Genomic DNA, 25,404 nt, shown 5'->3' with positions numbered 1-25,404 from the left:
ATGGCACAGATCAAGGTCGAGGCGCTCGACAAATCCTTCGGTAACTTCCATGCGGTCAAGTCCGCCAGCTTCACGGTGGAGGACGGCCAGTTCCTTTGCCTGCTGGGCCCGTCCGGTTGCGGCAAGACCACGACGCTCCGCATGATCGCGGGGCTGGAGCTGCCGACGGCGGGCACAATCAGGCTCGACGGCGAGGACGTGACGATGAACCGCGCATCGGCGCGCGACATTGCCTTCGTGTTCCAGCTCTTTGCGCTCTATCCGCATATGAATGTCCGGCGCAACATAGGCTTTCCCCTGAAATGCGAGGGCATCGGTGCGGCCGAGCGCAACCGGCGAGTCGTCGAGGCCGCGCGCAGCCTGCGGATCTCGCACCTTCTCGACCGCTCCGTCTCCGGCCTTGCCGGCGGCGACCGGCAGCGTGTTGCGCTGGGGCGGGCGATTGTGCGCAAGCCAAAATGCTTCCTGATGGACGAGCCGCTCGGCGCGCTCGATACCGAGATGCGCGAGGCCATGATTCATGAACTGCGCGCCCTGCACGACCGGCTCGGCGCGACGACCGTCTATGTCACGCATGATCAGCTCGAGGCCATGGCGATGGCTGACAGGATCGCGGTGATGAACAATGGCGTCGTCGAGCAGGTGGCGAGCCCGCGTGACATCTATGACCGGCCTGCTTCGCTGTTCGTCGCCGACTTCATCGGCTCGCCGCCCATGAATTTCCTGTCGTTCCGTGGCGGCCTGCAAACCGACGCAGAGGCGATCAGGCTCGGCGAGCGCGATGTAGCAATTCCTGCGGTGCGGGAGGCGATGGCGGAAAGCGAGCTCGTGCTCGGGGTACGGCCCGAGCATGTGCGCTTTACCGATCGCGGCATGGTGCGCGGCGAAGTCTATGGCACGGAATATCTGGGCACGACGCAGATCGTGACCGTGACGACGCATTACGGTGCGCTCAAGGCCCGCTCACCCAGCAGCAGATCGTTTCGGACCGGCGAGACCGTCGGGCTCGACTTCCGGCCCGATACGCTGTCGATCTTCGACAAGGCATCCGGCCGGGCTATACGCACCGCGTTGCATGAAGGAGGCGCGCATGGCTGAGGTCGAGATCAACTCCGTCTCAAAGGCCTTCGGCAAGACTCACGCGTTGAGCGATCTGTCGCTGACCGTTGGTGACGGCGAGTTCGTGGCACTGCTCGGGCCGACCGGTGCCGGCAAGACCACGGCATTGCGCTTGATCGCCGGATTGGAGCAGCCGGATTCTGGCTCGATCCGCATCGACGGGCGCAACGTGACCGCCGATGCGCCGGCCGATCGCGACGTTGCCTTTGTCTTCCAGCAATATTCGCTGTATCCGCACCTCACCGTGTTCGAGAACATGGCCTTCGCGCTGCGCGCGCCGACGCGCCGTGTGCCCGAAGCTGACATCCGCGCGAAGGTGCAGGAGGTAGCGCGTCTGCTTCATATCGAGACCAAGCTTGACAACAAGGCGACGCAGCTGTCGGGCGGGCAGATGCAGCGCGTTGCGATCGGCCGGGCTCTGGTCCGTTCGCCCTCGATCTATCTGATGGACGAGCCGCTCTCCTCGCTGGATGCCAAGCTTCGCGGCGAGCTGCGCCTCGAGCTCAAGCGGATTCAGGTCGATCTCGGCGCGACGATCCTCTATGTCACCCACGATCAGACCGAGGCGATGACCATGGCGTCGCGTATCGGCGTGGTCGAAGGCGGGCGGCTGATGCAGATCGGTACGCCGCGGGAGATCTACGAGAACCCGATCAACGCGCATGTCGCCGCGCGGCTGGGCCAGCCGGTGATCAATCTGCTGCCGGCGGCCCTGTTCGCCGGCGCGCCTGATGGCGCCGAGACGATCGGCGCGCGGACCGAGCATCTGACGATTGCGCGCGGCAGCGGCGACGTCTCGGCAACCGTCAAGCGCGTCGAACATCTCGGCGACCAGAGCCATCTCCATCTCGACGTCGCTGGTCGGCCGGTCGTGACCCTGGCGGATCCCGAGGTGGGCTTTGGCGCCGGGGACATTGTGTCGCTCCGTCTGAATAAACCGCTGTTTTTCGATGCGAAGGGCTGGAGGGTAGCGGCATGAGCCTTGATCGGGTAGCCAGGGAAAGATTGGTGCGAGCGCTGGCGGCGTCAGTGATCGAGCACGCGGACGAATTGACGAGCCTCGACCAGGCGATTGGCGATGGTGATCATGGGCTGAACATGAAGCGCGGTTTCGAAGCGGTGCTCGCGGCACTGCCGGGCCTTGCCGACAAGTCGCTCCCGGAAATGCTGAAGGCGATCGGAATGACCCTCGTCATGAAGGTCGGCGGTGCTTCGGGACCGTTGGTCGGAACTTTCTTCATGGAACTGGGCAAGGCCGTTCCAGAGCAGCCGAGCCGGGCTGATCTGGTTGCGGCAACGGAGAAGGCGATCGAGGCCGTCAAGGCGCGCGGCCGTTCCGAAGCGGGGCAGAAGACGCTGCTGGATGTCCTGGTGCCGGTGCACGCCTTGCTTGCGGCAGGCGGCGATGCCAGGTCGATCGCGGCCGAGGCGGCACAAGCGGCCGATCGCACCACGCCGATGCAGGCGATCCGCGGCCGCGCGTCGTTTCTCGGCGAACGTTCCATCGGTCATATGGACCCGGGGGCGCGCTCGGCGTCCCTTCTGATCGGCGCAGCAGTTGAGACACTGGAGTTCGAGGTCAATACATGAGCAATGTCGGAATTGTCATCGTGTCGCATTCGCCGAAGATCGCGGAAGGCGCGGCCGATATGGTGCGCCAGATGGTTGGAGACGCAGTGCCGCTGGCCTGGACCGGTGGCGATGTCGATGGCGGGCTAGGTACGAATGTCGCAGGAATCCTCGAAGCGATCGAAACAGCCTGGTCACCGGCAGGCGTTGCGATCTTGGTCGATCTCGGCGGAGCCGAGACCAATTCCGAGATGGCGGTGGAGATGCTCCCTGAAGATCGGCGCGCGCGCGTCCTGGTCTGCAATGCCCCGGTGGTCGAAGGGGCTGTGATCGCTGCGACCGAGTCTTCGGGCGGCTCGTCGCTGGCCGCTGTCAAGCGCAGTGCGGAGGAATTCTATGCATGATGTCAACCGGGCGGCTCAGAACTTTGCGCCGCTGACCGCCTCGGCGGTTCTTGTCAATCCGGTCGGCCTGCACGCGCGGCCATCGGTAAAGCTGACGCAATGCGCGAAGGGTTTTGCCGCAAAGATCGAAATTGCCCTCGCTGCCGACGGGCCCTGGACCGATGCCAAGAGCCCGGTGAAGGTGATGCGTGTGAAGGCACCGCAGGGTGCGACGCTGCATTTCCGCATCAGTGGTCCGGATGGAGAGGCGGCACTCGCGGCCATGCTGGCGCTGGTCCATGACGGCTTCGGCGAGGCGTGAGATCGTGGGCGAGATCCATCTCACCGGTCATCCCGCATCGCCAGGCCTCGCCATCGGCCCGGTTGTCGTACTGACGAGTGCAGTGGCGAGCAGGGCGACGAAGGGGGATCCAGCTCAGGAAGCCGCAGCGTTGAGGGGGGCGATCGAGGCGGCAGCCGCAGAGCTCGCCGAATTGATCGCGAAGGTTCATGGCGAGGCCGCGGAGATCCTGGAATTCCAGGTCGCGATGCTCGGTGACGATGCGCTTGCGGAGGGGGCTTATCAAGCTATTGCGGGCGGTACAGCTGCCGATGAGGCCTGGCGCGCGGCACTCGACGCGGAGATCGCCGGCTATCGCGCCGCGGATGAGGAATACTTCCGGGCCCGGGCCGCGGATCTGGTCGACATTCGTGACCGCGTGTTCGCGAGTCTGAATGGTACTGATGCGATCGCAAAGATCTCCGGCGACTCCGTCGTCACAGGTGATGATATTTCTCCGTCGACGTTCCTCGCCGTTGACTGGACTCGCGGCGGCGCCATTGCGCTTGCCAGCGGATCGCCGTCGTCGCATGTCGCGATGCTTGCACGGTCGCGCGGCGCTCCCATGGTGATTGGATTGGGGCCATTGCCATGGAACGGGCAGCCGCCGTCACTGGCGCTGGTCGATGGCGACAACGGTACCGTAATCTTTGATCCCAAACCCGAGACGCGCCGCCAGTTCGAGCGTCGCATGGCGGCAGCGAATGCCGCGCAGATTGCTGCCGACGCCGGGCGCCTCAAGCCGGCGGTAACGGCCGATGGCAGGCGCATCGCTGTCCTACTTAATGTTGCCGCGCCTGAAGACCTTGCGAGCCTCGATCCCGCCATCTGCGACGGCATCGGCCTGGTGCGGACGGAGTTTCTGTTCGAGGGGTCGAGAGGCCTGCCCGGTGAGGATGCGCAATACGCGGTCTACCGCCGCATTCTCGAATGGGCCGCAGGACGGCCGGTGACGATCCGTACGCTTGATGCCGGCGGCGATAAGCCAATCCCGGGCCTGACGGTCGATGGCGAGCGCAATCCATTCCTGGGCTTGCGCGGAATCCGGCTCTCGCTGGCGCGGCCGGACGTGTTTCGTGTGCAGTTGCGAGCGCTGTGCCGGGCGGCCGTCCATGGGACGCTGAAGGTGATGTTGCCGATGGTCGCGGTCCCCGCGGAGCTTGACCGCGCCAACGCCATGCTGGATGCGGAGTTTGCAGCCCTCAAGGCAGAGGGCATCGCCTGCGCCCGGCCACCGCTCGGCATCATGGTCGAGGTCCCGTCGGCCGCGTTATGTGCAGAGGACTTCAGTGCGGCATTCTATTCCGTCGGGTCCAACGACCTGACCCAATACACAATGGCTGCGGCACGCGATATCGGCGCTGTCGCAGACCTCAACGATGCCGGCCATCCTGCGGTGCTGGCGCTGATTGCGCGGACGGTCGAGGCCGGACGCAAGCGTGGCGTCGAGGTCTCGCTCTGCGGCGATGCCGCGGCGGACACGCGTCTGACCAAGGCGTTGCTGGCGACGGGCTTGACGACGCTCTCGGTCTCGCCGATTGCGGTGGCTAGGCTCAAGGCTGCCATCGCTGGGGTGACTGCATGACGGATGATAAAGACGAAGACACAAGCCGGCCGGGCGACAGTAATGTAGCGGATTACAAGCTTATCTTGCGCCGAGCGCTCGACAACCGACCATCCGGGACGCGGCTGAAACTCGCGGCGGCGCTCGGCAAGAACCGCTCCTTCGTCAGCCAGATCACAAATCCGGCCTATCTGGTACCGATCCCGGCCAAGCATGTCGCGATCATCTTCGAGGTCTGCCATCTCTCGGGTGCCGAGCGTGCGGCTTTCCTCGAAGCCTATGGGCGCGCGCATCCGGGGCGGCTGCGCGGCGCCCATCGCGAGGCGCGCACGCGCGTCGTTACTGTGACGGTGCCCGACCTCGGCGACGACAAGAAAAATCGCGCGCTGGAGCAGCTCATCGTCGACTTTGCTGCTCAGCTCGCGCGCTACGCCGAAAGCATCGGCTGACGAATTCGAACAGTAAAAAAGATAATCGGGAGGACGCCATGAAAAAACTGATCAACAGCGCCGACACGATGCTTGAAGAGAGTCTCGACGGATTGGCGGCGGCCCATGCCGATATCCTGCTGCTCGGCACTGAGCGGAAATTCGTGCGCCGTCGCAGCCTGAAGCCGGGCAAGGTCGCGCTCATCTCGGGTGGCGGCTCCGGCCATGAACCGCTTCATGCGGGCTTCGTCGGCCACGGCATGCTCGATGCAGCCTGTCCGGGGCAGGTCTTCACGTCACCAACGCCGGACCAGATGATCGAGGCTGCCGAAGCCGTCGACACGGGAGCGGGCGTGCTCTTCATCGTCAAGAACTACGAAGGCGATGTGATGAATTTCACCATGGCCGCCGAGATGGCCGGGCGCGACGTCGCCAGCGTGGTAACCAACGACGACGTCGCGGTCGAGAAATCCACCTACACGACCGGCCGTCGCGGCGTCGCGGGAACGTTGATCGTGGAAAAGATGGTCGGCGCCGCCGCCGAAAAGGGCATGCCGCTCGCCGAGCTCAAGACGCTCGGCGATGGCGTTAATCAGCGCACCCGCTCGATGGGTGTGGCGCTGCTGCCGTGTACTGTTCCGGCAGCAGGCCGGCCGAACTTCACGCTGGCTGATAACGAAATGGAAATGGGTGTCGGTATTCACGGGGAGCCGGGGCGCCGCAGGGTGCCGCTGGCGTCCGCCGATGACATCGCTGGCGAGATGCTCAATGCGATCCTGGATGACCTCGCACCAAGCAGGGGTAGCGAAGTCCTGCTTCTGGTTAACGGGTTCGGCGCAACGCCACTGATCGAACTCTATCTGATGGTCAATAGCGCCAAGCGTATTCTGGATGGGGCGGGCATCACGGCGACCCGTTTCCTGACGGGTTCTTATGTCACGTCGCTCGACATGGCCGGCGCCTCGATCACCGTCTCGGTGCTCGACAGCCAATCAAAACGCCCCGGTGCATACCGCAGCGATACGCTGGGGTATCTGATGGACGGGAACGCAAGGTTGATCATGCGCGATGATAGGATAATCCTGAGGCTCGCTATGCGGCCGTCGGCCAAAGTCGTTTGCCCCATAGACACCATCGGTGGAGTGTAAAGTACTTTCTCCAAAGTTGATGACAGGGCGTTTTGCTTAAACCGGGCCGTCATTGGCGTGACGCCGTGTTCGCTGCTGTATTATCGCCGCAGCGCGCCGCTCCAATAGCCGCCAGTTCCTAAGGGGCGCACCGGGCCGCGAATATACTCACATCGCGAAATGAGTATAAGCGAGACAGCCTGCGCACTCCTCCCCTCGTGTGCGTGACGTGTGCACTGAGAATCCGAAGGAGCGATTTCCGCTTCCAATTCATGCATATATGGTCCTAGAAGAGCCAAGCTGCGGAAGCCTCGTCAAACCAGATGTCTCAATCGGTCCAATAGCATGAAGGGCCGATCGGAACGAAATATCTCAGTAAAATGAATGGCTTAGATCGAAAATTTTCCACAGCCCCTATGATGGATTGGAGCGACCGGCATTGCCGGGTGTTCCACCGTCAACTGACGCGGCGGGCGCTGCTTTATACGGAGATGCTGACCACGGGCGCCATTATTCATGGCGATCGGGAGCGGCTGCTTGGGTTCGACGCGTGCGAGCATCCGGTGGCGCTTCAGCTTGGCGGGTCGGAGCCGCACGAGCTCGCGCTGGCTGCGCGGATCGGCGAGGCGTTCGGTTATGACGAGATCAATCTCAATGTCGGCTGCCCGTCCGATCGCGTGAAGGATGGCCGGTTTGGCGCCTGCCTCATGGCGGAGCCGGAACTGGTGGCGAGATGCGTCGACGCCATGAAGCGCGCGGTCGCGGTTCCCGTCACGGTGAAGTGCCGTATCGGGATCGACGAGCAGGACCCTGAAGTGGCGCTCGATACGCTCGCGCGCGCGGTGGTGGCGTCCGGCTCCGATGCACTGATTGTGCACGCCCGCAAAGCCTGGCTCAACGGCCTGTCGCCGAAGGAGAACCGCGACATCCCGCCGCTCGACTATGATCGCGTCTATCGGCTCAAACGCGCGATGCCTGGTGTGCCCGTCATCATCAATGGCGGCATCCCGGGCATCGACGATGCGAAGGCGCATCTTGCCCATGTCGACGGTGTGATGCTCGGCCGCGCCGCCTATCAGGAGCCGTGGCGGCTGCTCAGCGTCGATACCGACATCTTCGGCGAGGCGGCGCCGCACGCGTCCATGCAGGACGCGCTCGAGGCGATGATGCCCTACATCGAACAGCAGCTCGCGCGCGGCACCCGGCTGCACGCGATCACGCGGCATTTCGTCGGCGCATTCCACGCCGTTCCCGGCGCGCGCGCCTTCCGCCGCCATCTTGCCGAGCATGGGGTGAAGCCGGGCGCCGGTCTCGACGTGCTGCGCGAGGCGATCGCGCGTATCGGTGCACCTGCGCCAGCGGAGGCGGCGTAGCTCGTCTAGTCGATCGCGATGCGCGAGCGGCGGGGGCCCTTCTGGAGCTCCGGATAACCTGTCAGCATCAGCGTGTCCGCGCGCACGCCCCAGCTTTCCAGGCGGTCGAGGAAGCTCATGCCGAGCAGATTGGTCTTCATCTGGCCACGTTGCACGACCAGGGCCGGCACCGACTTCTCGACCAGCTTGCCGACCGCGAGACGGTCGAGCGTGAGCCGCGCCGCCTTGGTGTGGCCACCCGCGGTCTCCAGGTCGACGTCGTATTCGAGCATCTCGAGCGGCAGTCCGATCGCTTTCGCGGTTTCCCAGGTCAGCACCACGGAGGTCGCACCTGTATCGATCACCATCGGCGCGGTGACGCCGTTGATCTTCGCACGCAGTGCGAACTCGCCACCCTGGCCGCGCGGGATATGCACGGCGGGGGCCGGGGCGGCGGTCTGCGCGCGGAAGATGTGCGAGACCTTGTGGCTGGCGCGCGCGATCTGGTCGGGATCGCCATAGGCGACGACCGCACCTGCGGTGCCGGCGAGCATGATGAGAACGAGCAGGAAGCGGATCATTGCGCGCCTCCAGATGCGCGCGAGCCGATCAGGTACGTTTCGGCGAAGTCGCGATCGGTGCGAGTCCTGCCTGATCCATCCGCGCCGGCAACAGCGCCATGACCGTCAGCCGCTCCGCGCTGTCCATGGCGTGCCAGCGCGCGATCTCCGGCAAAGTCCGGCCGCAGCCGAAGCAAAGCTTGGTCTTGGGATCGATCATGCAGACGGCGACGCACGGCGTTTCTTTGCTCATACGGACATTGTGAGGGATCGTCGGGCATGTCTGCAAGCATCTCGTTAAGAGCCCGTGCCTGCGCTCATGATCGGCTTGTGGCGCGGCCGGCGCTTCTCGTCGGGAACGAGCGAACTCTCGGGCTGCAGCGGCGGAGAATCATCCGACAGCGGCGCCAGCGCGCTCATCACGCGCTCCGGCGGGAAGGTGACGATCACCTCGGTGCCGATGCGCAGCTTCGATTTCAGCGTGAACGTGCCGCCATGCAGGTCGATCAGATTCTTGGCGATGGGCAGGCCGAGGCCTGCGCCCTGTTCGGCCGATTTGATCGAGTTGGAGCCCTGGCCGAACGAGGCGAGCACGACCGGGATCTCGTCCTCGGGGATTCCGGAGCCGGAATCCTTCACCGATAGATATTGTCCACCCGAAGCGGTCCATCCCGCCTTGAGCCAGATCTCGCCGCCCTGCGGCGTGAACTTGATGGAGTTGGAGAGCAGGTTGAGCACGACCTGGCGGATCGCACGCTCGTCGGCCCAGAGCCGCGGCATGGCCTGCTCGAACACTTCGTGGATGGTGATGCCGCGGCTCGAGGCGCGCAGCTTCATCAAATGATGGCAGTCGGCGACGATGCCGACCAACGACACTGCTTCCTCGTTGAGTTCATAGCGGCCGGCCTCGATCCGCGACAAATCGAGGATCTCGTTGATGAGGTTGAGCAAGTGCACGCCGGAATTATGGATGTCCGCCGAGTACTCCTTGTAGACCGGCACCGCGTGTGCGCCAAAAATCTCGCTCTTCATCACCTCGGAGAAACCGAGGATGGCGTTCAGCGGCGTGCGCAGCTCGTGGCTCATCTGCGCGAGGAAGCGTGACTTGGCGACATTGGCGGATTCGGCGCGGTGACGTGCTTCGTCCGAGATTGCCTTGGCCTGTTCGAGCTCGCCGATCAGTGCGTCCTTCTCGGCGCGTGCCTCGAGCGTGGCGAAGGTCGAGGAGTGTAGGCGGTGGGCCAGCAGGACGAAATAGCCTTCGGCTGCGACCGCGAGTGCCGCCAGAATGTAATTGTCCAGCGAGCCGGTCATCACGAAGCTCAGGGCCATTGCGACCGCGACGGGCGCGGTGGCGGCAACGGCGGCGATCGGCAGATTGGCGGCCAGCATGCTCGATACCGCGATCACCAGCAGCATCAGGAACATCATCAGCGTTTCCGTGACCATGTCGAGCACGGGGTGGATCAGGATCGCCATCCAGCACAGGCCATAGAGCAGATCGAGCACGACGAAACGCGTTCGCCATGCGCGCGTCGCGGCCGGAGAGGTGGCCTCAGTCAGGAACCGCCGGCAGCTGCGGATCATCGCGCTGTGGATGCAGAGCATGCCCGCGGTCCAGGCCGCCGCCGGAATCGGCTGCATCCAGAGCCCGAACAGCACGCCGGTGGCGACCACTAGCAGCATCACGACATAGGAAGCCGACAGCCGCGTCTGGGCATATTGGCGCAGCATCTCGGCGTCGAAGGCCGGCCGGGTTCCGCTGGTCGAGGTTAACTTGTCGCGCGCCTCGCGCACCCGCTGCGCCGCAGCCCTGCGGCTGCTAGCCGATGGAGCGCTCACCGGCTCGGCCGGAAGCTGCACAACCTCGGGCTTTTCAGCGGGGTTACTCATCAAGCAACACGATTCCTGCCCACGCCGGACGCGGGCCTTCTGCATTGTCTATCTCTGGCAAGAAATCCTTAAGAGGTGACTTAAGGAGCTAAAGAATTACGTTAACGGATGATTAAGAAACACCTCTGCCGGAACCGGCAGTGCCGAACGTCCAGTCACGACGGATCAATACAGCAGCGAGTGCTGCGCAATGTAGACCAGTGCACCCGCGAGATATCCCACAAGCGCGGGACCTGCGATCCGGCGGGCGTACCAGAAGAATTCGATCTTCTCGAGCCCCATCGCGGCGACGCCGGCCGCCGAGCCGATGATCAGGATCGAGCCGCCGGTGCCGGCGCAATAGGCGATGAATTCCCAGATGAAGCTGTCCGGCGGGTATTGCACCAGATTGTACATGCCCATCGTCGCCGCGACGAGCGGCACGTTGTCGATGATGGCGCTCAACAGGCCGAGCAGGATGACGATGATGTCGAGACGGCCGACCGTGGTATCGAGCCATTTGGCCAGCAGCTCCAGCACGCGGGCGTGCTCCAGGCAGGCGACGGCCAGGAGAATGCCGACGAAGAACACGATGGAACTCATGTCGATGCGCGTCAGCGCATGGACGAGGGTGAGGGGGCGACGCGCATCCTCGTCCTTGTGGCGGTGAACGATCTCGCCGACCAGCCAGAGGATGCCCAGCCCGAACAAGATCCCGATGAAGGGTGCGAGGTGCGTCACGGCCTTGAAAACCGGGACGGCGACCAGTGTGCCGAGGCCGAGATAGAACATCAGATTGCGCTCGAACAGCTCGACCTTGAGAGCCTGCGCTTCTCGTTGCAGCGGCGGGACGATGTCCTTCCCTTTGACAGAGTAGCCAATGATGAGCAGCGGTATCAGCAGGTTGAGCAGAGACGGCAGGAATACCGCTCCCATGATGCTGACAGGCGAGATCTGCCCTCCGATCCAGAGCATCGTCGTCGTGACGTCGCCGATGACGGTCCAGGCGCCGCCCGCATTGGCGGCGATGACGATCAGGGAAGCGAACAGCAGGCGGTCGCTCCTGTTGCCGATCAGCTTCTGAACCAGCGAGACCATCACGATGGTGGTCGTGAGGTTGTCGAGGATCGCGCTCAGGAAGAACGTCACGAAGCCGATGATCCACATCAGCGTGGTCTGCTTCGTGGTGCGGATGACCGAGGTGATGACTTCGAAGCCGTTGTGGGCGTCGATCACCTCGACGATCGTCATGGCGCCAATCAGGAAGAAGACGATCTGCGCCGTCGAGGCGACGGATTCGTCGAGCTGGTGGTTGACGAGCGAGGCGTCGCCGACGGACATCGCGTAGATGGTCCAGAGCAGGCCCGCTCCCAGGAGAGCCGTAGCGCTCTTGTTGATGCCGAGCGGGTGTTCGAGCGCGATGGCAGCATACGCAACGATGAAAACGGCGGCGATCACGCTCAGCAAGTCAGTCCCCCCGAACTTGTTCTTTCAGCTCAATGTGCTCGCCAGACCTCGTCGCGGTGCAGGCCGCGTCGAGGTCTGGGACGGCGCCGTGCCCGGCAGCAAACAGTCAAGATGTTCCTCAGCGTTGCAGACGCGCGAGCAGGCTCGACGTGTCCCAGCGCTTGCCGCCCATTTTCTCCACCTCGGAGTAGAACTGGTCGACCAGTGCGGTCACCGGCAGGTTGGCGCCGTTGCGGCGAGCTTCAGCCAGCGAGATCGAGAGGTCCTTGCGCATCCATTCCACCGCGAAGCCGAAATCGTACTTGTCCTCGTTCATGGTCTTGTAGCGATTCTCCATCTGCCAGGACTGTGCGGCCCCTTTTGAGATGGTCTCGATCACTGCGGCGACGTCGAGGCCACTCTTCTTGGCGAAGTGGATACCTTCGGAAAGACCCTGCACCAGACCGGCGATGCAGATCTGGTTGACCATCTTCGTCAGCTGGCCGGAGCCGGCGGGGCCGAGCAGTTTGCACATCCGCGCATAGGCGCCTGTGATGATCGGCTCGGCACCGGCATAGGCGTCCTGCGCGCCGCCGCACATCACCGTCAGCACGCCGTTCTCGGCGCCGGCCTGGCCGCCGGAGACGGGGGCGTCGATGAATTTGAAGCCGGCCTTGGTCGCGGCCGCATCGAGCTCGCGTGCGACTTCGGCCGAAGCGGTGGTGTGGTCGACGAAGGTTGCGCCCTTCTTGACGCCGGCAAACGCGCCGTCGGGTCCGATCGTGACCGCGCGCAGATCGTTGTCGTTGCCGACGCAGCACATCACGAAATCCTGGCCTTCGGCGGCGGCCTTTGGGGTCGGTGCGGTCTTGCCGCCGAACTTGTCTGCCCACTCCTTCGCCTTGGCCGCGGTGCGGTTATAGACGGTGACCTCATGGCCCCCTTTTTTCACGAGGTGTCCGGCCATGGGGAAGCCCATGACACCGAGACCGAGGAAAGCGACTTTTGCCATGTATGGTACCTTGTCCGTAGTTTGGGTTTTACGGTTCTTGCCGGGCGAGCAGGGCGCCTGGTTCCGCCGTGAGGGCGGATTGGGGCGCACCATAAACCCTTGAGGCCAGAGGGCAACGGCTTCGTTTGGCGGTCCCCTGTGCTAGGATGGCGGACCTCAAGGACTTCAAAAAAGGGAGCGAAGGCATGGGCATGGGTTTGGGCGGCGTGAGCGTGGGCGTGCTCGATCATTTCAACATCCGAACCCGGAAACTGGCCGAGACGGTCCGCTTCTACGAAGACGTGCTGGGCCTGGAAAATGGCGCCCGGCCGAATTTCGCCTTCCCGGGCGCCTGGATGTACAGCGAGGGGAAACCGGTGGTGCACCTCGTCGATATTTCTCCGACCGCCGAGCCACAAAAGCCGGATTCCGGCGTTGTCCACCATGTCGCCTTCGTCAGCCGCGGCTTTGACGGTATGAAGCAGCGGCTGGCGTCCAAGGGGATGAAGTTCGAGTCCCGCCAGGTGCCCGGCGGCGAGCTCTGGCAGATCTTCGTCCACGACCCCAACGGGGTGATGATCGAGCTGAATTACGAGGCGGCCAGGGAGCAGGGGGCGGCGCCCGCGGAGATGGCTGACGATATCGGCAGGCAGTAGCCTTTTGGGCGTTTCCGCTCTAATGGGGCATCTTGAAATCAGGAGATGCGCTTTGAGCGTGACGCAGCAACAGGTTCTCGACAGCCTTGGCCGGATCAAGTCGCCGCGCGGGGTCGCGCTCACCAATGCCAACGTGCTGAGCGCGATCAGCGCCTCCGACGGCAAGGTGTTCTTCTCGATCAATGTCGATGCCGCCGAGGCGCGGGCCTGGGAGTCCATCCGGGCCGAAGCGGAAGCCGCCGTGCGCGCCATTCCCGGCGTCACCACCGCGATGGTGGCGCTCACCGCCGAGCGCAAGCCGGGCTCCGCGCCGCCGCCACCCCCGCAGCCGAGCCGTGGCACGCCCGGCGTGCAGCCGGTCCACGCCCACAAGCCGCCGCAGGGCGGCCAATCGCCGATGGCGCGGCAGTCCGAGATTCCCGGCGTTGCCGCCGTGATCGCGGTCGCCTCCGGCAAGGGCGGGGTGGGCAAGTCGACCACCGCGCTCAATCTGGCGCTCGGCCTGCGCGACGTCGGTCTCAAGGTCGGGCTGCTCGACGCCGACATCTACGGTCCCTCGGTGCCGCGGCTGACCGGCCTGCGCGACAAGCCGGAGCTGAACGACGAGCGCAAGATGATTCCGCTGCGGCGCTTCGGCCTCGCCATCATGTCGATCGGCTTTTTGGTGGAGGAGGAGACCGCGATGATCTGGCGCGGTCCCATGGTGATGTCGGCGGTGACGCAGATGCTGCGCGACGTCGAGTGGGGCAAGCTCGACGTGCTGGTCGTCGACATGCCGCCGGGCACCGGCGATGCCCAGCTCACGCTGGCGCAGAACGTGCCGCTGAAGGGCGCGGTGATCGTCTCGACCCCGCAGGACCTGTCCCTGATCGACGCAAGACGGGGGCTTGCCATGTTCAAGAAGGTCAACGTGCCCGTGCTCGGCATCGTCGAGAACATGAGCTACTTCCAGTGCCCACATTGCGGCACCAAGTCGGACATCTTCGGCCATGGCGGGGCGCGGCACGAGGCCGAGAAGCTCGGCGTACCGTTCCTGGGCGAGATCCCCCTGCACATGGCGATTCGCGCCACCTCGGATGCCGGCAATCCCGTGGTCGACAGCGAGCCGGACGGACCTCATGCGGCGATCTACCGCGCCATTGCAGGCCAGGTACGGGACCAGCTCAAGGGTGTCATCGCCGCGGCCTGAACCGGCCGCCGCGGCAAGCTCCGGGGACATGCGACTTTCGTAGAGCCCCGTCATGCCATTGTCGCGTTCCGAAACTGGGCCGTCCGTGTTAAAGGCCCACGGCAGTCAAGCCCCTTCGGTTCGACGCGGCCTTCACGCGTCGCCGGAATGAGCGGCAGCAAAAGAGAAGTTGAGGGGAAACGCCCCAGCAAGGAGAGAGATGAAGATGAAGCGTCGTGATTTTCTCAAAGTGTCGGCAGCAGGCGCGGCGGCGACCGCGGTGGCCTCGCCGGCAATCGCGCAGTCCTCGCCCGAGGTGAAGTGGCGCCTGACTTCGAGCTTCCCGAAGTCGCTCGACACCATCTATGGCGGCGCCGAGCAGGTGGCGAAATACGTCGCCGAGATGACCGACAACAAGTTCCAGATCCAGGTGTTCGCCGCCGGTGAAATCGTCCCCGGCCTGCAGGCGCTGGATGCGACCTCGAGCGGCACGGTCGAGATGTGCCACACCGTGTCCTACTACTATGTCGGCAAGGACCCGACCTTCGCGATCTTCGCCTCGGTGCCGTTCGGCCTCAATGCGCGCCAGCAGAATTCGTGGCTCTATCAGGGCGGCGGCAACGAGCTCGCCAACGAGTTCTTCAAGAAGTCGAACGTGATCGGCTTCCCCTGCGGCAACACCGGCACCCAGATGGGCGGCTGGTTCCGCAAGGAGATCAAGACGGTTGCCGACCTCTCCGGCCTGAAGATGCGCATCGGCGGCATTGCCGGCCAGGTGCTCCAGAAGGTCGGCGTGGTGCCGCAGCAGCTCGCCGGCGGCGACATCTATCCGGCACTGGAGAAGGGCACCATCGACGCGGCCGAGTGGGTCGGCCCCTACGATGACGAGAAGCTCGGCTTCGCCAAGGTCGCCAAGTACTACTATTATCCGGGCTTCTGGGAAGGCGGTCCGACCGTCCACGCCTTCGCCAATCTGGAAAAGTGGAATGCGCTGCCGAAGAACTACCAGGCGATCCTCACCAACGCGACGGCCAACGCCAACAGCTGGATGGCCGCGCGTTACGACATGCAGAATCCGGCGGCGCTGAAGCGTCTGGTCGCCGGCGGCACCCAGCTGCGTCCCTTCACCAACGAGGTGCTGGAAGCCTGCCTCAAGGCGACCAACGAGCTGTGGGCTGAGATCTCGGGCAAGAACGCCGATTTCAAGAAGTCGATCGACGCCATGCAGGCCTACCGCTCCGACGAATATCTGTGGTGGCAGGTCGCCGAATATACCTACGACAGCTTCATGATCCGCTCGCGCACCCGCGGCTGATCTACGGCTTAAGTCGTAAGACCAGTAGCCCGGCCTCCTCTAGGAGGCCGGGCTTTTTCTTTGCCGCAGTGCGATCGGGATGGCATTCGGCGGAGCGATGATCCATGCTGTCCCCAAGCCTCGGCAAGAAGGCCCAACAAGCAGATCCATCAGGGTAGGAAATCATGAAGAGAAGAGACTTCATCAAGGTCACGGGACTTGGTGCGGCCGGCGCCGCCACGCTCGCGGCGCCCGCGATCGCGCAGTCGATGCCGGAAATCAAATGGCGCATGCCGACGAGCTGGCCGAAATCGCTCGATACGCTGTTCGGCGGCGCCGAGATGATGTGCAAGATGGTCGCGGAAGCGACCGACAACAAATTCCAGATCCAGATCTTCGCCGCCGGCGAGATCGTGCCGGGTCTCCAGGTGCTCGACGCCGTGCAGAACGGCACCTGCGAGATCGGCCACACCGCGTCCTACTACTATTTCGGCAAGGACCCGACCTTCACCTTCGGCTCGGCCGTGCCGTTCGGTCCCAACATGCGCATCAACCAGGCCTGGTACATGCTGGGCGGTGGGCGCGACGTGCTCAACGAATTCTACAAGGGCTACAATGTCGTCTCGCTGCTCGCGGGCAACACCGGCTGCCAGATGGGTGGCTGGTTCAGGAAGGAGGTCAACACGCCCGACGACATGAAGGGCATGAAATTCCGCATTGGCGGCTTTGCGGGCCGCGTGCTCCAGAAGCTCGGCGTGGTGCCGCAGCAGCTCGCCGGCGGCGATATCTATCCCGCGCTGGAGAAGGGCACCATCGACGCCGCCGAATGGGTCGGCCCCTATGACGACGAGAAGCTCGGCTTCTACAAGATCGCGCCGCACTACTACTATCCCGGTTGGTGGGAAGGCGGACCGATGCTGCTCGCCTTCGTCAACCTCGACAAGTGGAACGCGCTGCCGAAATATTACCAGAGCGTGCTGGAGCAGGCCGGCCACTACGCCAACAACTACATGATGGCGCGCTACGACAACGCCAATCCGCTGGCACTGAAGAAGCTGCTGGCGGGCGGCACCAAGCTGCACGCCTTCTCGCCGTCGATCATGGATGCCTGCCACAAGGCTGCCAAGGAGCTGCACGCCGAAGTCGGCGCGACCAACGCCAGCTTCAAGAAGGTGCACGATTCCCTCGCCAAGTTCACGAGCGACGGCTACGCCTGGTTCCAGGTCGCCGAGGTCGGCTACGACATCTTCATGGCGCGGCGCTCGCAGAGCTGATCACGCCAGCTGTTGCCTGCAACGCCCCGGAGCGAAGGCTCCGGGGCGTTGTCGTCTCCGCGTTTGGAGAGTGCCAGACTCAAAATATGCAAAAACAACCCCATGCACAGTAGACGAGGGGTCACGGCGGTACTTCCTGTCGATGTTGCCAACAGACTGATACGTCGTCGTAAATCAGCGGGATGCGACGATCCTCGCGCGGCCGCGGCGCGCGCCGTGTTTTGAGAGCGGAAGTGGGGGGCGGGACCAATGAGCGACGGAAACGTTTCGGCATCTCCCGATGCTGCTAGTTGCGAAGCCGCTTGACTCGTCGGGCAACACAGTGGCAAAAAGCTATCATCGAAAAATCCGAAAACCCTGTCGCTGTGCCCATCCTTGGCCGATCCTTGGGAGTGACCATGGACTTCGATCCCGATGAGGTTCAAGGCGCACTGCGCAAGGCATGGGCCAAACCGATCGGCTTAGGGCTATGAGCGGAAACCTCTCACTTCGCTGCAAGTCCTGCCAAGCGGATCACGCCGGCGTATTTCTCAGTTTCTTGCACGATGAACTGCTCGAATTGTGCCTGTGAGCCGGGCATCATGTTCCCTCCGAGCTCTGCAAGCTTCTCCTTGATGCTCGGGGTCGCAAGTGCAGCGTTGACCTCGCCATTTAGCTTATCGACGATATCTTTCGGTGTTGCTCGCGGCGCGCCTATGCCGAACCACGATCCTGCCTCGTAGCCTGCGACGGTGTCGGCAGCAATCGGCACGTCGGGGAGGTTTGCCGATCTGCTCAGAGTTGTCACAGCGATCGGGACAAGTTCGCCCCGCTTGATGTGCGCAATCGACGAAGGCATTGGGTCGAACATTGCGTGGATGCTGCCGGCCAGAAGGTCCGAGAGCGCGGGTCTTGAGCCGAGATAGGGTACGAGCGTGACGTCTATGCCTGTCATGGTCTTGAACAGCTCGATGCCGATGTGCTGTGGCGTGCCTCGGCCGGCAAATCCGACCTTGAGCTTTCCGGGATTGGCCCTGGCGTAGGCAACCAGCTCCGAAACCGTCCTGATCGGAACGGAAGGATGCACCTCGATGACAAGCGGGACTTGGTAAAGATCCGCAACTGGCGTGATATCGCGACCAAAATCGAAGTCGAGCTCTTTGAAGAGGGTCGTGTTGATCGTGTTCACCGGCCCGCAGACGAGAAGCGTGTGGCCGTCAGGTTCTGCCTTGACGACGGATCTGGTGGCGACATTTCCGCTCTCGCCCGGTTGGTTTTCGACGATGAAGGGCTGGCCCAAGCGCTCGGAAAGCCAAGGAGCAATCACTCGGCCCGCGATGTCGACTGGTCCTCCGACGGGAAATCCCACTATGAGGCGCACACTTCGCGTCGGATAACTTTCAGCAACCAACGCGATCCGTGGCACAGCCGCCGTCGCGATCGTGGCAAATGCGATTTTCAGGAGATCACGCCTTTGCAATGGCATACCCGTTCTCCTCCGAGCCAGGTGACGGCAGATATCGCACTTTGAGCGGGCGTTCGCTATGATATGCTCGGAGCGATCGTGATACTTTTTGGGTATGTCCATGGATCTCCGGCGCCTTCGATATTTCATTGCCGTCGCTGAAGAAAAGCACATCACGCGTGCAGCAGAGCGCCTCGACATGCAGCAGCCGCCCCTGAGTCGCCAAATCAGCTTGATGGAACGAGAAATGAACGTTCAGCTTTTCCGTCGTTCCTCTCGTGGCGTCGAATTGACCATCGCGGGTCAGGCACTCCTTCGCGAGGCCAAAGCCGTCCTCGTGCAGTTCGATCGCGCGATCGAAACAACGCGCCGTGCAGCACGGGGTGAGCAAGGTACTCTATGCATCGGCATCGCACCAACTGCGCCGTTCAACCCACTCGTTCCCGACGCCATCTGCACGTTCCGTGAAAGATTTCCGACGGTTTCGCTGGTTTTGCACGAAGGGCTCAGCAACGAGATCGTTGCTCAGTTCGACAACGATCAGATGGACGTGGCATTCGTACGTGCTCCTCAAGTGCATGCAAACGGAGTCGTGGTGACACTTCTTCAAGAGGAGCCGTTGATCGCGGCGCTGCCAAGTCATCACCCCTTGGCAAGGACCAGATCGAAAACTGTCTCGCTGAAAGGTCTGGCAAGCGACCAATTCATCATGATCGGTCCGGCGGGGACCGGTCTGCACGACGAGACCATGGCGGCGTGTCGAGCGGCGGGGTTTACGCCTCGCCTGGGCCAGCCGGCGCCCCGAATTACATCTACTCTTGGCTTGGTCGCGGCCGGGCTGGGCATCGCACTTGTGCCGTCGACGATGCAGAGCGCCCGTATCAAGGGGGTCACTTATCGCCGTCTTGCAGATGCCTCTCCAAAGGCTGTTCTCGGGTTGGCCTGGCGGCGAGATGATCCGTCGCCGGTCCTGAAGAAGTTCCTGAGCTTGGTTCGGGTGATGGCAAAGAAGAGACCTTCGTAATTCTGAGCTCACCTGTCCGCTTCGGCGCAAGACAATGGCGCCCCTTCACGGCCGATCGGTCCCTGCCAGATGCGTTCGGAAGAAGGCCAGGGCGGCGGCGTTGAGCTGATCGTGAAAGGCGGCGCGGTCGAACCCAGGTCTGTCGGTGCAGATGTCGGGACGCTTCTTCGCCAGATCCGGCGTGCAGGGCGGAAGGAATGCATAATGACCGGCATTCGGCACGAGATGATAGTCGGATCTGACCGGCAGGTCGCGCTCAATCAGTGAAACATAATCCAGCGTGACTTCGCCGCCGGTCTTGTCGTCTCCGCTCAGCGCCGACGCCCAAAGCTGGATCGGAATTTTTACGTCCTTCAGAGCCTCCCGGTCGAACAATGGACCGAAGGCGGGGTCGGCAACGACAAGGGCCTTGACGCGCGGGTCATGCGCCAATGCTTGTGCCGGGATCTCGTTTCGTCGCAGTTCGGCGCAGCTGGGTTTCGGCGAATTTTCCGGGCACAAGGCGATGGCCTTTCGCAGATCGGGATTGGCGCCCGCGACCACCAGGCCGGTATAGCCGCCCCTCGAAAAACCAAAGAACCCGACATGGTCACGGCCGAGCTTCGCATGATCGGACCATGCGGTGAGCATATGGTCGATCAATCTCGTGATGTCTGCGGGTCGCTCCGTCAATGCGGCGAGCGTGTCCGCACGGCTCATGTCGCCACCGCCGGCGTCGACGGGATGGTCGAGCGCGACGACGACGAACCCGGCATCGGCGAGCACCTCGGCCGTGTCATGATGGCCGATGAAGGATCCCCCATAGCCATGCGAGATCACGATCAATGGCAGCTTGTCACCTGAGACCGCACAGTCCCGCGTCGCAGGCAAAGTGATCGTGCGAAGTTTGACTTCGCCCGCCTGCTCCTGGCACGGCGACCACACGGCCGCCTGGAATGCTGGCAAGCCAGCATCGGCCGGCACCGTGATGAAGCGAAAGCCGGCCGCCTGGGCGAACGTCGTCATCATGCAGAAGGCGGATGCGAGTGTGAATCTGAACAGGTGCATGTGTTGCTCTCGTTTGAGTTCTGCCGGAGTCTCTGTTTGGAACGGATCGGTCCGCAGGATGGGGTTTCGCTGCGCTCCATCCATCCTACGACCTGTGCGCGGCCATGGCTTACACGAACCTGACAAGAGTGCCTCTGCCCTCTCGATGCATGCTCATCAGCGGTGCGGGGCAGAGGCTGTCGATGTCCATCGAACGCGCGAGATTTGGTGTCATCTCAACGCTAGCGCGATGCGTAGTTCTTCGGTGTTCCTTTCGCGGAACGATCAGGCTATCGGAATCCGGCAATCGGGCTGAAGTCGCGGCGGTTCGTTCACCGTCGTTCCGACTTCACGGTACAGCATACCGGACTCAACCAGTTCCGACGGGAATTCAGCTTTCACCTGACACGGCGGCTCTCGATCTCCGATCGAGATGCCAGGGCGGCCGTTTCCCGTGGGGACTTATCGATGAGCATGGCAATTGAGATCGTACAACTCCTGATACAATCTGCCGACAGTTGGCATTTTGAAGGTAATCGTTCGGGTCTTAGCGATCGCGAATGGATGGCCTTGCGCTTTCTCGCTCGCGCAAACAGATTTTCGCGGACGCCGACTGCTCTCGCCAGCTTTTTGGGCACGCCCCGCAGCGCCGCATCGCAGATTGCCGCCGTACTGCAGAGCAAGGGACTGATGGTCCGCAAGCCATCTGCAGAGGATAAGCGCTCGATTTCGCTCTGCCTTACAAGTGAAGGCGAGAGGTTCCTGGAGCGCGATCCGATGAACGCCCTGCGCGATCAGCTTGTGGCCCTTGAGCTCCCCGATCAATCTCGGCTGCGCGATACACTTCGCCGCGTCCTGGTTGGGCTCGATGTTGCCAAGCGCCGTCACCGTAGTGACGTTTGCAGTGAATGCATGTTCCTGATCGAGAGCGGAGAGGGGAAGGACCGCCGTTTCAAGTGCCGGCTCTTTCGGAAATCCATAGCCCAAAAGGAGACGACCCTGCTTTGCGCCTATTTCGAGGGGCGGGGCTAAAAGGGGCCAGCTTGCTACGCCCGCCGTCCCCGCCTTACGAGTGCACACCTGATTGGCTTACACGAACCTGACCGGTGACCAGTTCCGCTGGGTGCTTTTTTGCTGGCCGAGGCCTCCCGAATGCTGGAAAAGGGCGCAGAGGCGGCGCGAGCCGCGCGGTGATACACGGGACTTTGATGCGCCTTCTGATCGTCGAGGACAATGTCGAGCTGTCGCGGCTCGTGGCCGGCGGGCTGGCGGCAGCCGGCTATGAGAGCGACATCGTCGGAAGCGCCGCCGAGGCGCGCGAGGCCGTGAGCAGCGTCAGCTATGCCGCGATGATCCTCGACCTCGGCCTGCCCGACGGCGACGGCCTGTCGGTGCTGCGCGAGTTGCGCCTTAGGATGGAGCCGCTGCCGGTCCTGGTGCTGACCGCGCGCGGCGGCCTACAGGACCGCGTCAACGGCCTGCGCAGCGGCGCCGACGACTATCTCGCAAAGCCGTTCGCGATGGAGGAACTGGTGGCGCGGCTGGAGGCGATCCTGCGCCGGCCGGGCCAGCTGCTCGGACGCTCGCTGCGCCTTGCCAATCTCGTCTACGACACCGAGAGCCGCCAGATCTTCGTCGACGACCAGCCGCGGATCATCTCCGCGCGCGAGACCTCGGTGCTGGAGATCCTGCTGCGCCGGCAGGGGCGGGTGGTGCCGAAGAAGAACGTCGAGGACCACATCTTCGGGCTCGAAGGCGAGGTCGCCTCCAATGCGGTCGAGGTCTACGTCTCGCGGCTGCGCAAGCAGCTCACCGAGCACGGCGCCAAGGTGGTGATCCACACCATCCGCGGCGTCGGCTATCTCATGGCCGAGGAAAAATAGCGTGGCTGCCGGCGGCCATGTCAGATCGCTCACGTTCAAATCGCTGATCTGGCGGATCGTCTTCCTGCACATCGTGGCGGTCGCGATGGTCGCGATCGTCCTGCCGCTGGTGCTGTTCTGGCTGCTCAATTCCGAGATCGACCAGTTGCACCGCGACGGCATGCGCGCCCAGGCCGAGGTGCTGGCGGAGCGCATCGTCGCCCAGCCGGACGGCTCGCTGACGTTCAACCTGCCCGACAGCCTGCGCGGGCTCTATTCGGACGCTTACGGCCGCTATCAATACGACATTCGAGATGGCGAAGGCCGGCTGCTGTTTTCCTCGCACCGGCGGACCGGCGCCGCAGCTCTTCGGCCGTCCGAAACGATTTCCGGCGCTGGCGTCACTCGGATCATCGACGGCAAGATGGTACGCATCCGGGTCGCCGAGGATCTCGCGCATCGCGACGTCATCATCGACGACATCATTTCGAATTTCTTCCGGCGGGTCGGGTGGATCACCATCCCGATCCTTCTGGTCCTGCTCGCAACCGACATCATCATCTTCCGCCGCGCGATCGCGCCGCTGTGGAGGGCCTCGGAGGAGGCCAGCAATATCGGCCCGGCGCGCACCGACATCCGCCTGCCGACCAAGCAGATCCCGCGCGAGATCATGCCGCTCGTCACCGCCGTCAACCAGGCGCTCGACCGCCTCGAGGACGGCTTTCGGCTGCAGCGGCAGTTCACGGCCGACGCCGCGCATCAACTGCGCACGCCGCTCACGATCCTGCGCACGCGGATCGAGACGCTTGGCGACGGCGCGGCACGCCAGGCGCTGCATGCCGACATCGAAGCCATGAGCCGGATCGTTGCCCAGCTGCTGGAGATCGCCGAGCTCGACACGCTGGTGCTCGATCCCAGCGAGACCGCTGACTTGCGCGCCGTCTGCGCCGATGTGGTCGGTTCGATCGCCCCGCTCGCGATCGCCCAGCACAAGGAGATCGCGCTGCGGGGCAGCGACGCGCCGGTCATGATCCACGGCAATTCGGAGATGCTTCAGCGCGCAATCTTCAACCTCGCCGAAAACGCCATCAAGTTCACGGCCAGGGATACCGCCGTCGAGGTCGAGGTGGGCGAGGACGGCTCAGTGCGGGTGCGCGATTGCGGTCCCGGCATCGCCGAGGCCGAGCGCGAGCTGATCTTCCAGCGCTTCTGGCGCCGTGACCGCCAGCGCAGCGACGGCGCCGGCCTGGGGCTCTCGATCGTGCGCGGGGTCGCGGACGATCATGCGGCGACGGTCGCGGTGGAGAATCTCCCCGGCGGCGGCGCAGAATTCACGCTGCGGTTTCGGCTGGCGGACGAGACAGTCTCTTTTCCCTCTCCCCGTGCGGGAGAGGGTGGCGTAGGCGGCCTTCGGCCGCCGTCCTCATAACGCCGATGCTTTGCATCGGCTATGGCGATAGCGGCGAGACGGGTGAGGGTCTCGCTCCGCGAGTTCCCTTAGCCATGAAGTGCGCGGAAGCAACCCTCTCCCACAAGGAGAGGAGGAAGAAAACAACCGCTATTTCAGCTTGCCGGTGGACAGATCCATGATCATACGTGTGGCCAGATACAGACGCGGCACGATGCTGTTGAGCTGCACATATTCGGCATCGTTGGAGTGTGCACCGAAGCCTGACAGGCCCATGCCTTCCACCACGGCTCCTCTGGTCTTGAGCGCGGCAAACGCGGCGTCGGTGCCGCCGCCGGTCGCCTTCTCGTCGACCTTGAGGGACATTCCGAGCTCCTGATAGATCGTCTTGCCGTAGGCCGCCACGTGGCGCGAGGCCTCGTTGGCCTCCAACGGCGGGCGACGCACCTCGAACTTCAGGGCGACCTTGGACTCGGGCAGCAGGCGATTCTTGATCTTGTCCTGAAGCGCCTTCTCCAACTCGTCAAAGTCGGCCACCTTGAGCGCACGCGCATCGGCCTGGGCCGTGGCGTCGGCAGGGATCACATTGCGATTAGTGCCGGATTTGGAGACCGTCCAGTTCAGCTTCAGGCCTTGCTCGGGCTTAGACAGGTCCTTCATCTGGAGCACCTGGTGCGAGAGCTCGTACAGCGCATTCACGCCGCCCTCAGGCCTTGCGCCGGCATGTGACGACTTGCCATGCACGGTGAGATAGGCCGAACCGATGCCGCTGGTGGCGAGGCGCAGCGCGCCGTCGGTCCCGCCGCCTTCGAACGAGAACACCACGTCCTGATCCTCGGCGAACCGGGTGATGGTGCTGCGCCAGCCGGGCGAGGAGATCTCCTCGTCGCCGTTCGTGAGCACGGTGAGCGTGCCGTAATCCTTGAAGCTCAGCTTCTGCAGCAATGCCACGGTATGGAGAATGAGCGCGACGCCCTGCTTGTCGTCGGCGATGCCGAGGCCGTAAGCCTTGTCGCCGTCGATGCGGAACGGCTGGTCCTTCAGCATGCCCTTCAGGTACACCGTGTCCATGTGGGCGATCAGCATGATCTTCTTGCTGCCCGTGCCCTTGAACACGGCGTGCACGGCGGGCCCGACCTTCTCAGGCGTGTCGTCGAGGCGATAGATGTCGGTGGGTTGCAGGATCTCCACCGTGCCGCCGAGCTGCTTGAGCTGGCCGGCAACGCGCTCAGCGATCTGGTTCAGGCCTTCGATGTCCTTGCTGCCGGATTCGATGTTGACGAGATCGCGCAGGGTGTCGAGCAGCGGCTGCTGCTCCTTTTGCGCCAGTGTATGGATATCGGCGATCGGCTCGGCCTGCGCCGTCGTGGCGGCACATGCCAGCCAGAGCGAGGCGATCAACGGGCCAACGAGCGATCGAGTAGGGTGCAAGCGGGGCATGAGCGGCCATCCATGGGGTGTAGGATGGCCCGGTATGCCTGCGTTTCCGGTGCTTGT

General features: G+C 63.5%; 24 protein-coding genes and 1 pseudogene. 17 read left to right on the top strand and 8 right to left on the bottom strand.

Annotated features, from left to right (window positions below):
* From AAE027_RS21090 to dusA, 9 genes and pseudogenes are all read left to right on the top strand, one after another.
* A complete protein-coding gene (locus tag AAE027_RS21090) occupies positions 1–1,098 on the top strand; it encodes an ABC transporter ATP-binding protein (protein WP_370986675.1) in 1,098 nt (365 codons plus the stop codon).
* Entirely contained in the window at positions 1,091–2,098 is a 1,008-nt protein-coding gene (locus tag AAE027_RS21085; protein WP_370986676.1) for an ABC transporter ATP-binding protein, read from the top strand. Before AAE027_RS21090 ends, AAE027_RS21085 begins: the two co-directional genes overlap by 8 nt.
* On the top strand, positions 2,095–2,709 hold the full coding sequence (gene dhaL / locus AAE027_RS21080; protein WP_370986677.1) for a dihydroxyacetone kinase subunit DhaL: 615 nt from the start codon (positions 2,095–2,097) through the stop codon (positions 2,707–2,709). Before AAE027_RS21085 ends, dhaL begins: the two co-directional genes overlap by 4 nt.
* A complete protein-coding gene (gene dhaM, locus AAE027_RS21075; RefSeq protein WP_027557143.1) occupies positions 2,706–3,092 on the top strand; it encodes a dihydroxyacetone kinase phosphoryl donor subunit DhaM in 387 nt (128 codons plus the stop codon). The genes dhaL and dhaM overlap by 4 nt, the downstream gene beginning before the upstream one ends.
* On the top strand, positions 3,085–3,393 hold the full coding sequence (locus AAE027_RS21070; RefSeq protein ID WP_370986678.1) for an HPr family phosphocarrier protein: 309 nt from the start codon (positions 3,085–3,087) through the stop codon (positions 3,391–3,393). Before dhaM ends, AAE027_RS21070 begins: the two co-directional genes overlap by 8 nt.
* A complete protein-coding gene (gene ptsP / locus AAE027_RS21065) occupies positions 3,371–4,996 on the top strand; it encodes a phosphoenolpyruvate--protein phosphotransferase (RefSeq protein WP_370986679.1) in 1,626 nt (541 codons plus the stop codon). The genes AAE027_RS21070 and ptsP overlap by 23 nt, the downstream gene beginning before the upstream one ends.
* Positions 4,993–5,424: a hypothetical protein gene (locus AAE027_RS21060; protein WP_370986680.1), complete on the top strand. Its 432-nt coding sequence runs from the start codon at positions 4,993–4,995 to the stop codon at positions 5,422–5,424. The genes ptsP and AAE027_RS21060 overlap by 4 nt, the downstream gene beginning before the upstream one ends.
* 38 nt (positions 5,425–5,462) lie before the next feature.
* Positions 5,463–6,441 (top strand): annotated as a pseudogene (gene dhaK / locus AAE027_RS21055) (dihydroxyacetone kinase subunit DhaK).
* 469 nt (positions 6,442–6,910) lie between these two features.
* A complete protein-coding gene (gene dusA / locus AAE027_RS21050; RefSeq protein WP_370986681.1) occupies positions 6,911–7,903 on the top strand; it encodes a tRNA dihydrouridine(20/20a) synthase DusA in 993 nt (330 codons plus the stop codon).
* A 5-nt stretch (positions 7,904–7,908) separates the two neighbouring features.
* Here dusA and AAE027_RS21045 read toward each other — a convergent pair whose 3' ends face one another.
* From AAE027_RS21045 to AAE027_RS21025, 5 genes are all read right to left on the bottom strand, one after another.
* On the bottom strand, positions 7,909–8,463 hold the full coding sequence (locus tag AAE027_RS21045; RefSeq protein ID WP_370986682.1) for a TIGR02281 family clan AA aspartic protease: 555 nt from the start codon (positions 8,461–8,463) through the stop codon (positions 7,909–7,911).
* Positions 8,464–8,491: 28 nt separating this feature from the next.
* Positions 8,492–8,695, bottom strand: a complete 204-nt coding sequence (locus AAE027_RS21040) for a DUF1289 domain-containing protein (protein WP_370986683.1) — start codon at positions 8,693–8,695, stop codon at positions 8,492–8,494.
* A 44-nt stretch (positions 8,696–8,739) separates the two neighbouring features.
* The gene (locus AAE027_RS21035) at positions 8,740–10,335 is read right to left on the bottom strand and encodes a sensor histidine kinase (RefSeq protein ID WP_176945652.1); all 1,596 of its coding nucleotides are present in this window, start codon (positions 10,333–10,335) and stop codon (positions 8,740–8,742) included.
* A gap of 165 nt (positions 10,336–10,500) precedes the next feature.
* Positions 10,501–11,781, bottom strand: a complete 1,281-nt coding sequence (gene nhaD / locus AAE027_RS21030; protein ID WP_370986684.1) for a sodium:proton antiporter NhaD — start codon at positions 11,779–11,781, stop codon at positions 10,501–10,503.
* 118 nt (positions 11,782–11,899) lie between these two features.
* Positions 11,900–12,772 carry an NAD(P)-dependent oxidoreductase gene (locus AAE027_RS21025; protein ID WP_130213866.1) on the bottom strand — a complete coding sequence of 291 codons (873 nt, stop codon included), beginning with the start codon at positions 12,770–12,772 and terminating at the stop codon, positions 11,900–11,902.
* Between the two features lie 197 nt (positions 12,773–12,969).
* Between AAE027_RS21025 and AAE027_RS21020 the strand changes: the two genes are divergently transcribed.
* The 4 genes from AAE027_RS21020 to AAE027_RS21005 all read left to right on the top strand — a co-directional run bounded on the left by AAE027_RS21020 (position 12,970) and on the right by AAE027_RS21005 (position 17,143).
* On the top strand, positions 12,970–13,407 hold the full coding sequence (locus tag AAE027_RS21020) for a VOC family protein (protein ID WP_128945625.1): 438 nt from the start codon (positions 12,970–12,972) through the stop codon (positions 13,405–13,407).
* Positions 13,408–13,459: 52 nt separating this feature from the next.
* Positions 13,460–14,596, top strand: coding sequence for an Mrp/NBP35 family ATP-binding protein (locus tag AAE027_RS21015; RefSeq protein WP_370986685.1), 1,137 nt, complete (start codon positions 13,460–13,462; stop codon positions 14,594–14,596).
* Positions 14,597–14,801: 205 nt separating this feature from the next.
* Complete coding sequence (locus tag AAE027_RS21010) at positions 14,802–15,890, top strand: TRAP transporter substrate-binding protein (protein ID WP_091888831.1); 1,089 nt, start codon at positions 14,802–14,804, stop codon at positions 15,888–15,890.
* 164 nt (positions 15,891–16,054) lie between these two features.
* On the top strand, positions 16,055–17,143 hold the full coding sequence (locus AAE027_RS21005; RefSeq protein ID WP_370986686.1) for a TRAP transporter substrate-binding protein: 1,089 nt from the start codon (positions 16,055–16,057) through the stop codon (positions 17,141–17,143).
* Between the two features lie 484 nt (positions 17,144–17,627).
* Here the strand turns inward: AAE027_RS21005 and AAE027_RS21000 are convergent, their stop codons facing one another.
* On the bottom strand, positions 17,628–18,608 hold the full coding sequence (locus AAE027_RS21000) for a Bug family tripartite tricarboxylate transporter substrate binding protein (RefSeq protein WP_370986687.1): 981 nt from the start codon (positions 18,606–18,608) through the stop codon (positions 17,628–17,630).
* A 100-nt stretch (positions 18,609–18,708) separates the two neighbouring features.
* On the opposite strand from AAE027_RS21000, the gene AAE027_RS20995 reads away from it, so the two are divergent.
* On the top strand, positions 18,709–19,611 hold the full coding sequence (locus AAE027_RS20995; RefSeq protein ID WP_370986688.1) for a LysR family transcriptional regulator: 903 nt from the start codon (positions 18,709–18,711) through the stop codon (positions 19,609–19,611).
* A gap of 45 nt (positions 19,612–19,656) precedes the next feature.
* Here AAE027_RS20995 and AAE027_RS20990 read toward each other — a convergent pair whose 3' ends face one another.
* Positions 19,657–20,742 (bottom strand): alpha/beta hydrolase family protein, encoded by a 1,086-nt coding sequence (locus tag AAE027_RS20990; RefSeq protein WP_370986689.1) that lies wholly within the window; start codon positions 20,740–20,742, stop codon positions 19,657–19,659.
* 363 nt (positions 20,743–21,105) lie between these two features.
* On the opposite strand from AAE027_RS20990, the gene AAE027_RS20985 reads away from it, so the two are divergent.
* The 3 genes from AAE027_RS20985 (at position 21,106) to AAE027_RS20975 (ending at position 23,928) form a co-directional block, all read left to right on the top strand.
* Positions 21,106–21,669 (top strand): MarR family winged helix-turn-helix transcriptional regulator, encoded by a 564-nt coding sequence (locus AAE027_RS20985; protein WP_370986690.1) that lies wholly within the window; start codon positions 21,106–21,108, stop codon positions 21,667–21,669.
* A 176-nt stretch (positions 21,670–21,845) separates the two neighbouring features.
* Positions 21,846–22,520: a response regulator transcription factor gene (locus AAE027_RS20980; protein ID WP_370986691.1), complete on the top strand. Its 675-nt coding sequence runs from the start codon at positions 21,846–21,848 to the stop codon at positions 22,518–22,520.
* A gap of 1 nt (position 22,521) precedes the next feature.
* Positions 22,522–23,928 (top strand): ATP-binding protein, encoded by a 1,407-nt coding sequence (locus AAE027_RS20975; protein WP_370986692.1) that lies wholly within the window; start codon positions 22,522–22,524, stop codon positions 23,926–23,928.
* A 129-nt stretch (positions 23,929–24,057) separates the two neighbouring features.
* On the opposite strand, the gene AAE027_RS20970 is transcribed toward AAE027_RS20975, so the two are convergent.
* Entirely contained in the window at positions 24,058–25,347 is a 1,290-nt protein-coding gene (locus AAE027_RS20970) for a M20/M25/M40 family metallo-hydrolase (protein ID WP_370986693.1), read from the bottom strand.
* Positions 25,348–25,404 lie beyond the last annotated feature (57 nt).

It is taken from the genome of Bradyrhizobium sp. DN3 (assembly GCF_041357655.1).
Taxonomy (GTDB): domain Bacteria; phylum Pseudomonadota; class Alphaproteobacteria; order Rhizobiales; family Xanthobacteraceae; genus Bradyrhizobium.
Note: the sequence above shows the minus strand (reverse complement) of the source record. Positions and strands in the feature narration are given on the sequence as shown.

What these genes read in the sequence shown, in the direction of transcription:
- AAE027_RS21035 (WP_176945652.1), bottom strand. Translation starts at nt 10,335, where the DNA reads ATGAGTAACCCCGCTGAAAAGCCCGAGGTTGTGCAGCTTCCGGCCGAG.
- AAE027_RS21045 (WP_370986682.1), bottom strand. Translation starts at nt 8,463, where the DNA reads ATGATCCGCTTCCTGCTCGTTCTCATCATGCTCGCCGGCACCGCAGGT.
- dhaM (WP_027557143.1), top strand. Translation starts at nt 2,706, where the DNA reads ATGAGCAATGTCGGAATTGTCATCGTGTCGCATTCGCCGAAGATCGCG.
- AAE027_RS20970 (WP_370986693.1), bottom strand. Translation starts at nt 25,347, where the DNA reads ATGCCCCGCTTGCACCCTACTCGATCGCTCGTTGGCCCGTTGATCGCC.
- AAE027_RS21010 (WP_091888831.1), top strand. Translation starts at nt 14,802, where the DNA reads ATGAAGCGTCGTGATTTTCTCAAAGTGTCGGCAGCAGGCGCGGCGGCG.
- AAE027_RS21070 (WP_370986678.1), top strand. Translation starts at nt 3,085, where the DNA reads ATGCATGATGTCAACCGGGCGGCTCAGAACTTTGCGCCGCTGACCGCC.
- AAE027_RS21000 (WP_370986687.1), bottom strand. Translation starts at nt 18,608, where the DNA reads ATGCCATTGCAAAGGCGTGATCTCCTGAAAATCGCATTTGCCACGATC.
- AAE027_RS20990 (WP_370986689.1), bottom strand. Translation starts at nt 20,742, where the DNA reads ATGGATGGAGCGCAGCGAAACCCCATCCTGCGGACCGATCCGTTCCAA.
- AAE027_RS21090 (WP_370986675.1), top strand. Translation starts at nt 1, where the DNA reads ATGGCACAGATCAAGGTCGAGGCGCTCGACAAATCCTTCGGTAACTTC.
- AAE027_RS20985 (WP_370986690.1), top strand. Translation starts at nt 21,106, where the DNA reads ATGAGCATGGCAATTGAGATCGTACAACTCCTGATACAATCTGCCGAC.
- AAE027_RS21060 (WP_370986680.1), top strand. Translation starts at nt 4,993, where the DNA reads ATGACGGATGATAAAGACGAAGACACAAGCCGGCCGGGCGACAGTAAT.
- AAE027_RS21040 (WP_370986683.1), bottom strand. Translation starts at nt 8,695, where the DNA reads ATGAGCAAAGAAACGCCGTGCGTCGCCGTCTGCATGATCGATCCCAAG.
- AAE027_RS21085 (WP_370986676.1), top strand. Translation starts at nt 1,091, where the DNA reads ATGGCTGAGGTCGAGATCAACTCCGTCTCAAAGGCCTTCGGCAAGACT.
- AAE027_RS21005 (WP_370986686.1), top strand. Translation starts at nt 16,055, where the DNA reads ATGAAGAGAAGAGACTTCATCAAGGTCACGGGACTTGGTGCGGCCGGC.
- AAE027_RS20980 (WP_370986691.1), top strand. Translation starts at nt 21,846, where the DNA reads ATGCGCCTTCTGATCGTCGAGGACAATGTCGAGCTGTCGCGGCTCGTG.
- dhaL (WP_370986677.1), top strand. Translation starts at nt 2,095, where the DNA reads ATGAGCCTTGATCGGGTAGCCAGGGAAAGATTGGTGCGAGCGCTGGCG.
- dusA (WP_370986681.1), top strand. Translation starts at nt 6,911, where the DNA reads ATGAATGGCTTAGATCGAAAATTTTCCACAGCCCCTATGATGGATTGG.
- AAE027_RS21025 (WP_130213866.1), bottom strand. Translation starts at nt 12,772, where the DNA reads ATGGCAAAAGTCGCTTTCCTCGGTCTCGGTGTCATGGGCTTCCCCATG.
- ptsP (WP_370986679.1), top strand. Translation starts at nt 3,371, where the DNA reads ATGACGGCTTCGGCGAGGCGTGAGATCGTGGGCGAGATCCATCTCACC.
- AAE027_RS20995 (WP_370986688.1), top strand. Translation starts at nt 18,709, where the DNA reads ATGGATCTCCGGCGCCTTCGATATTTCATTGCCGTCGCTGAAGAAAAG.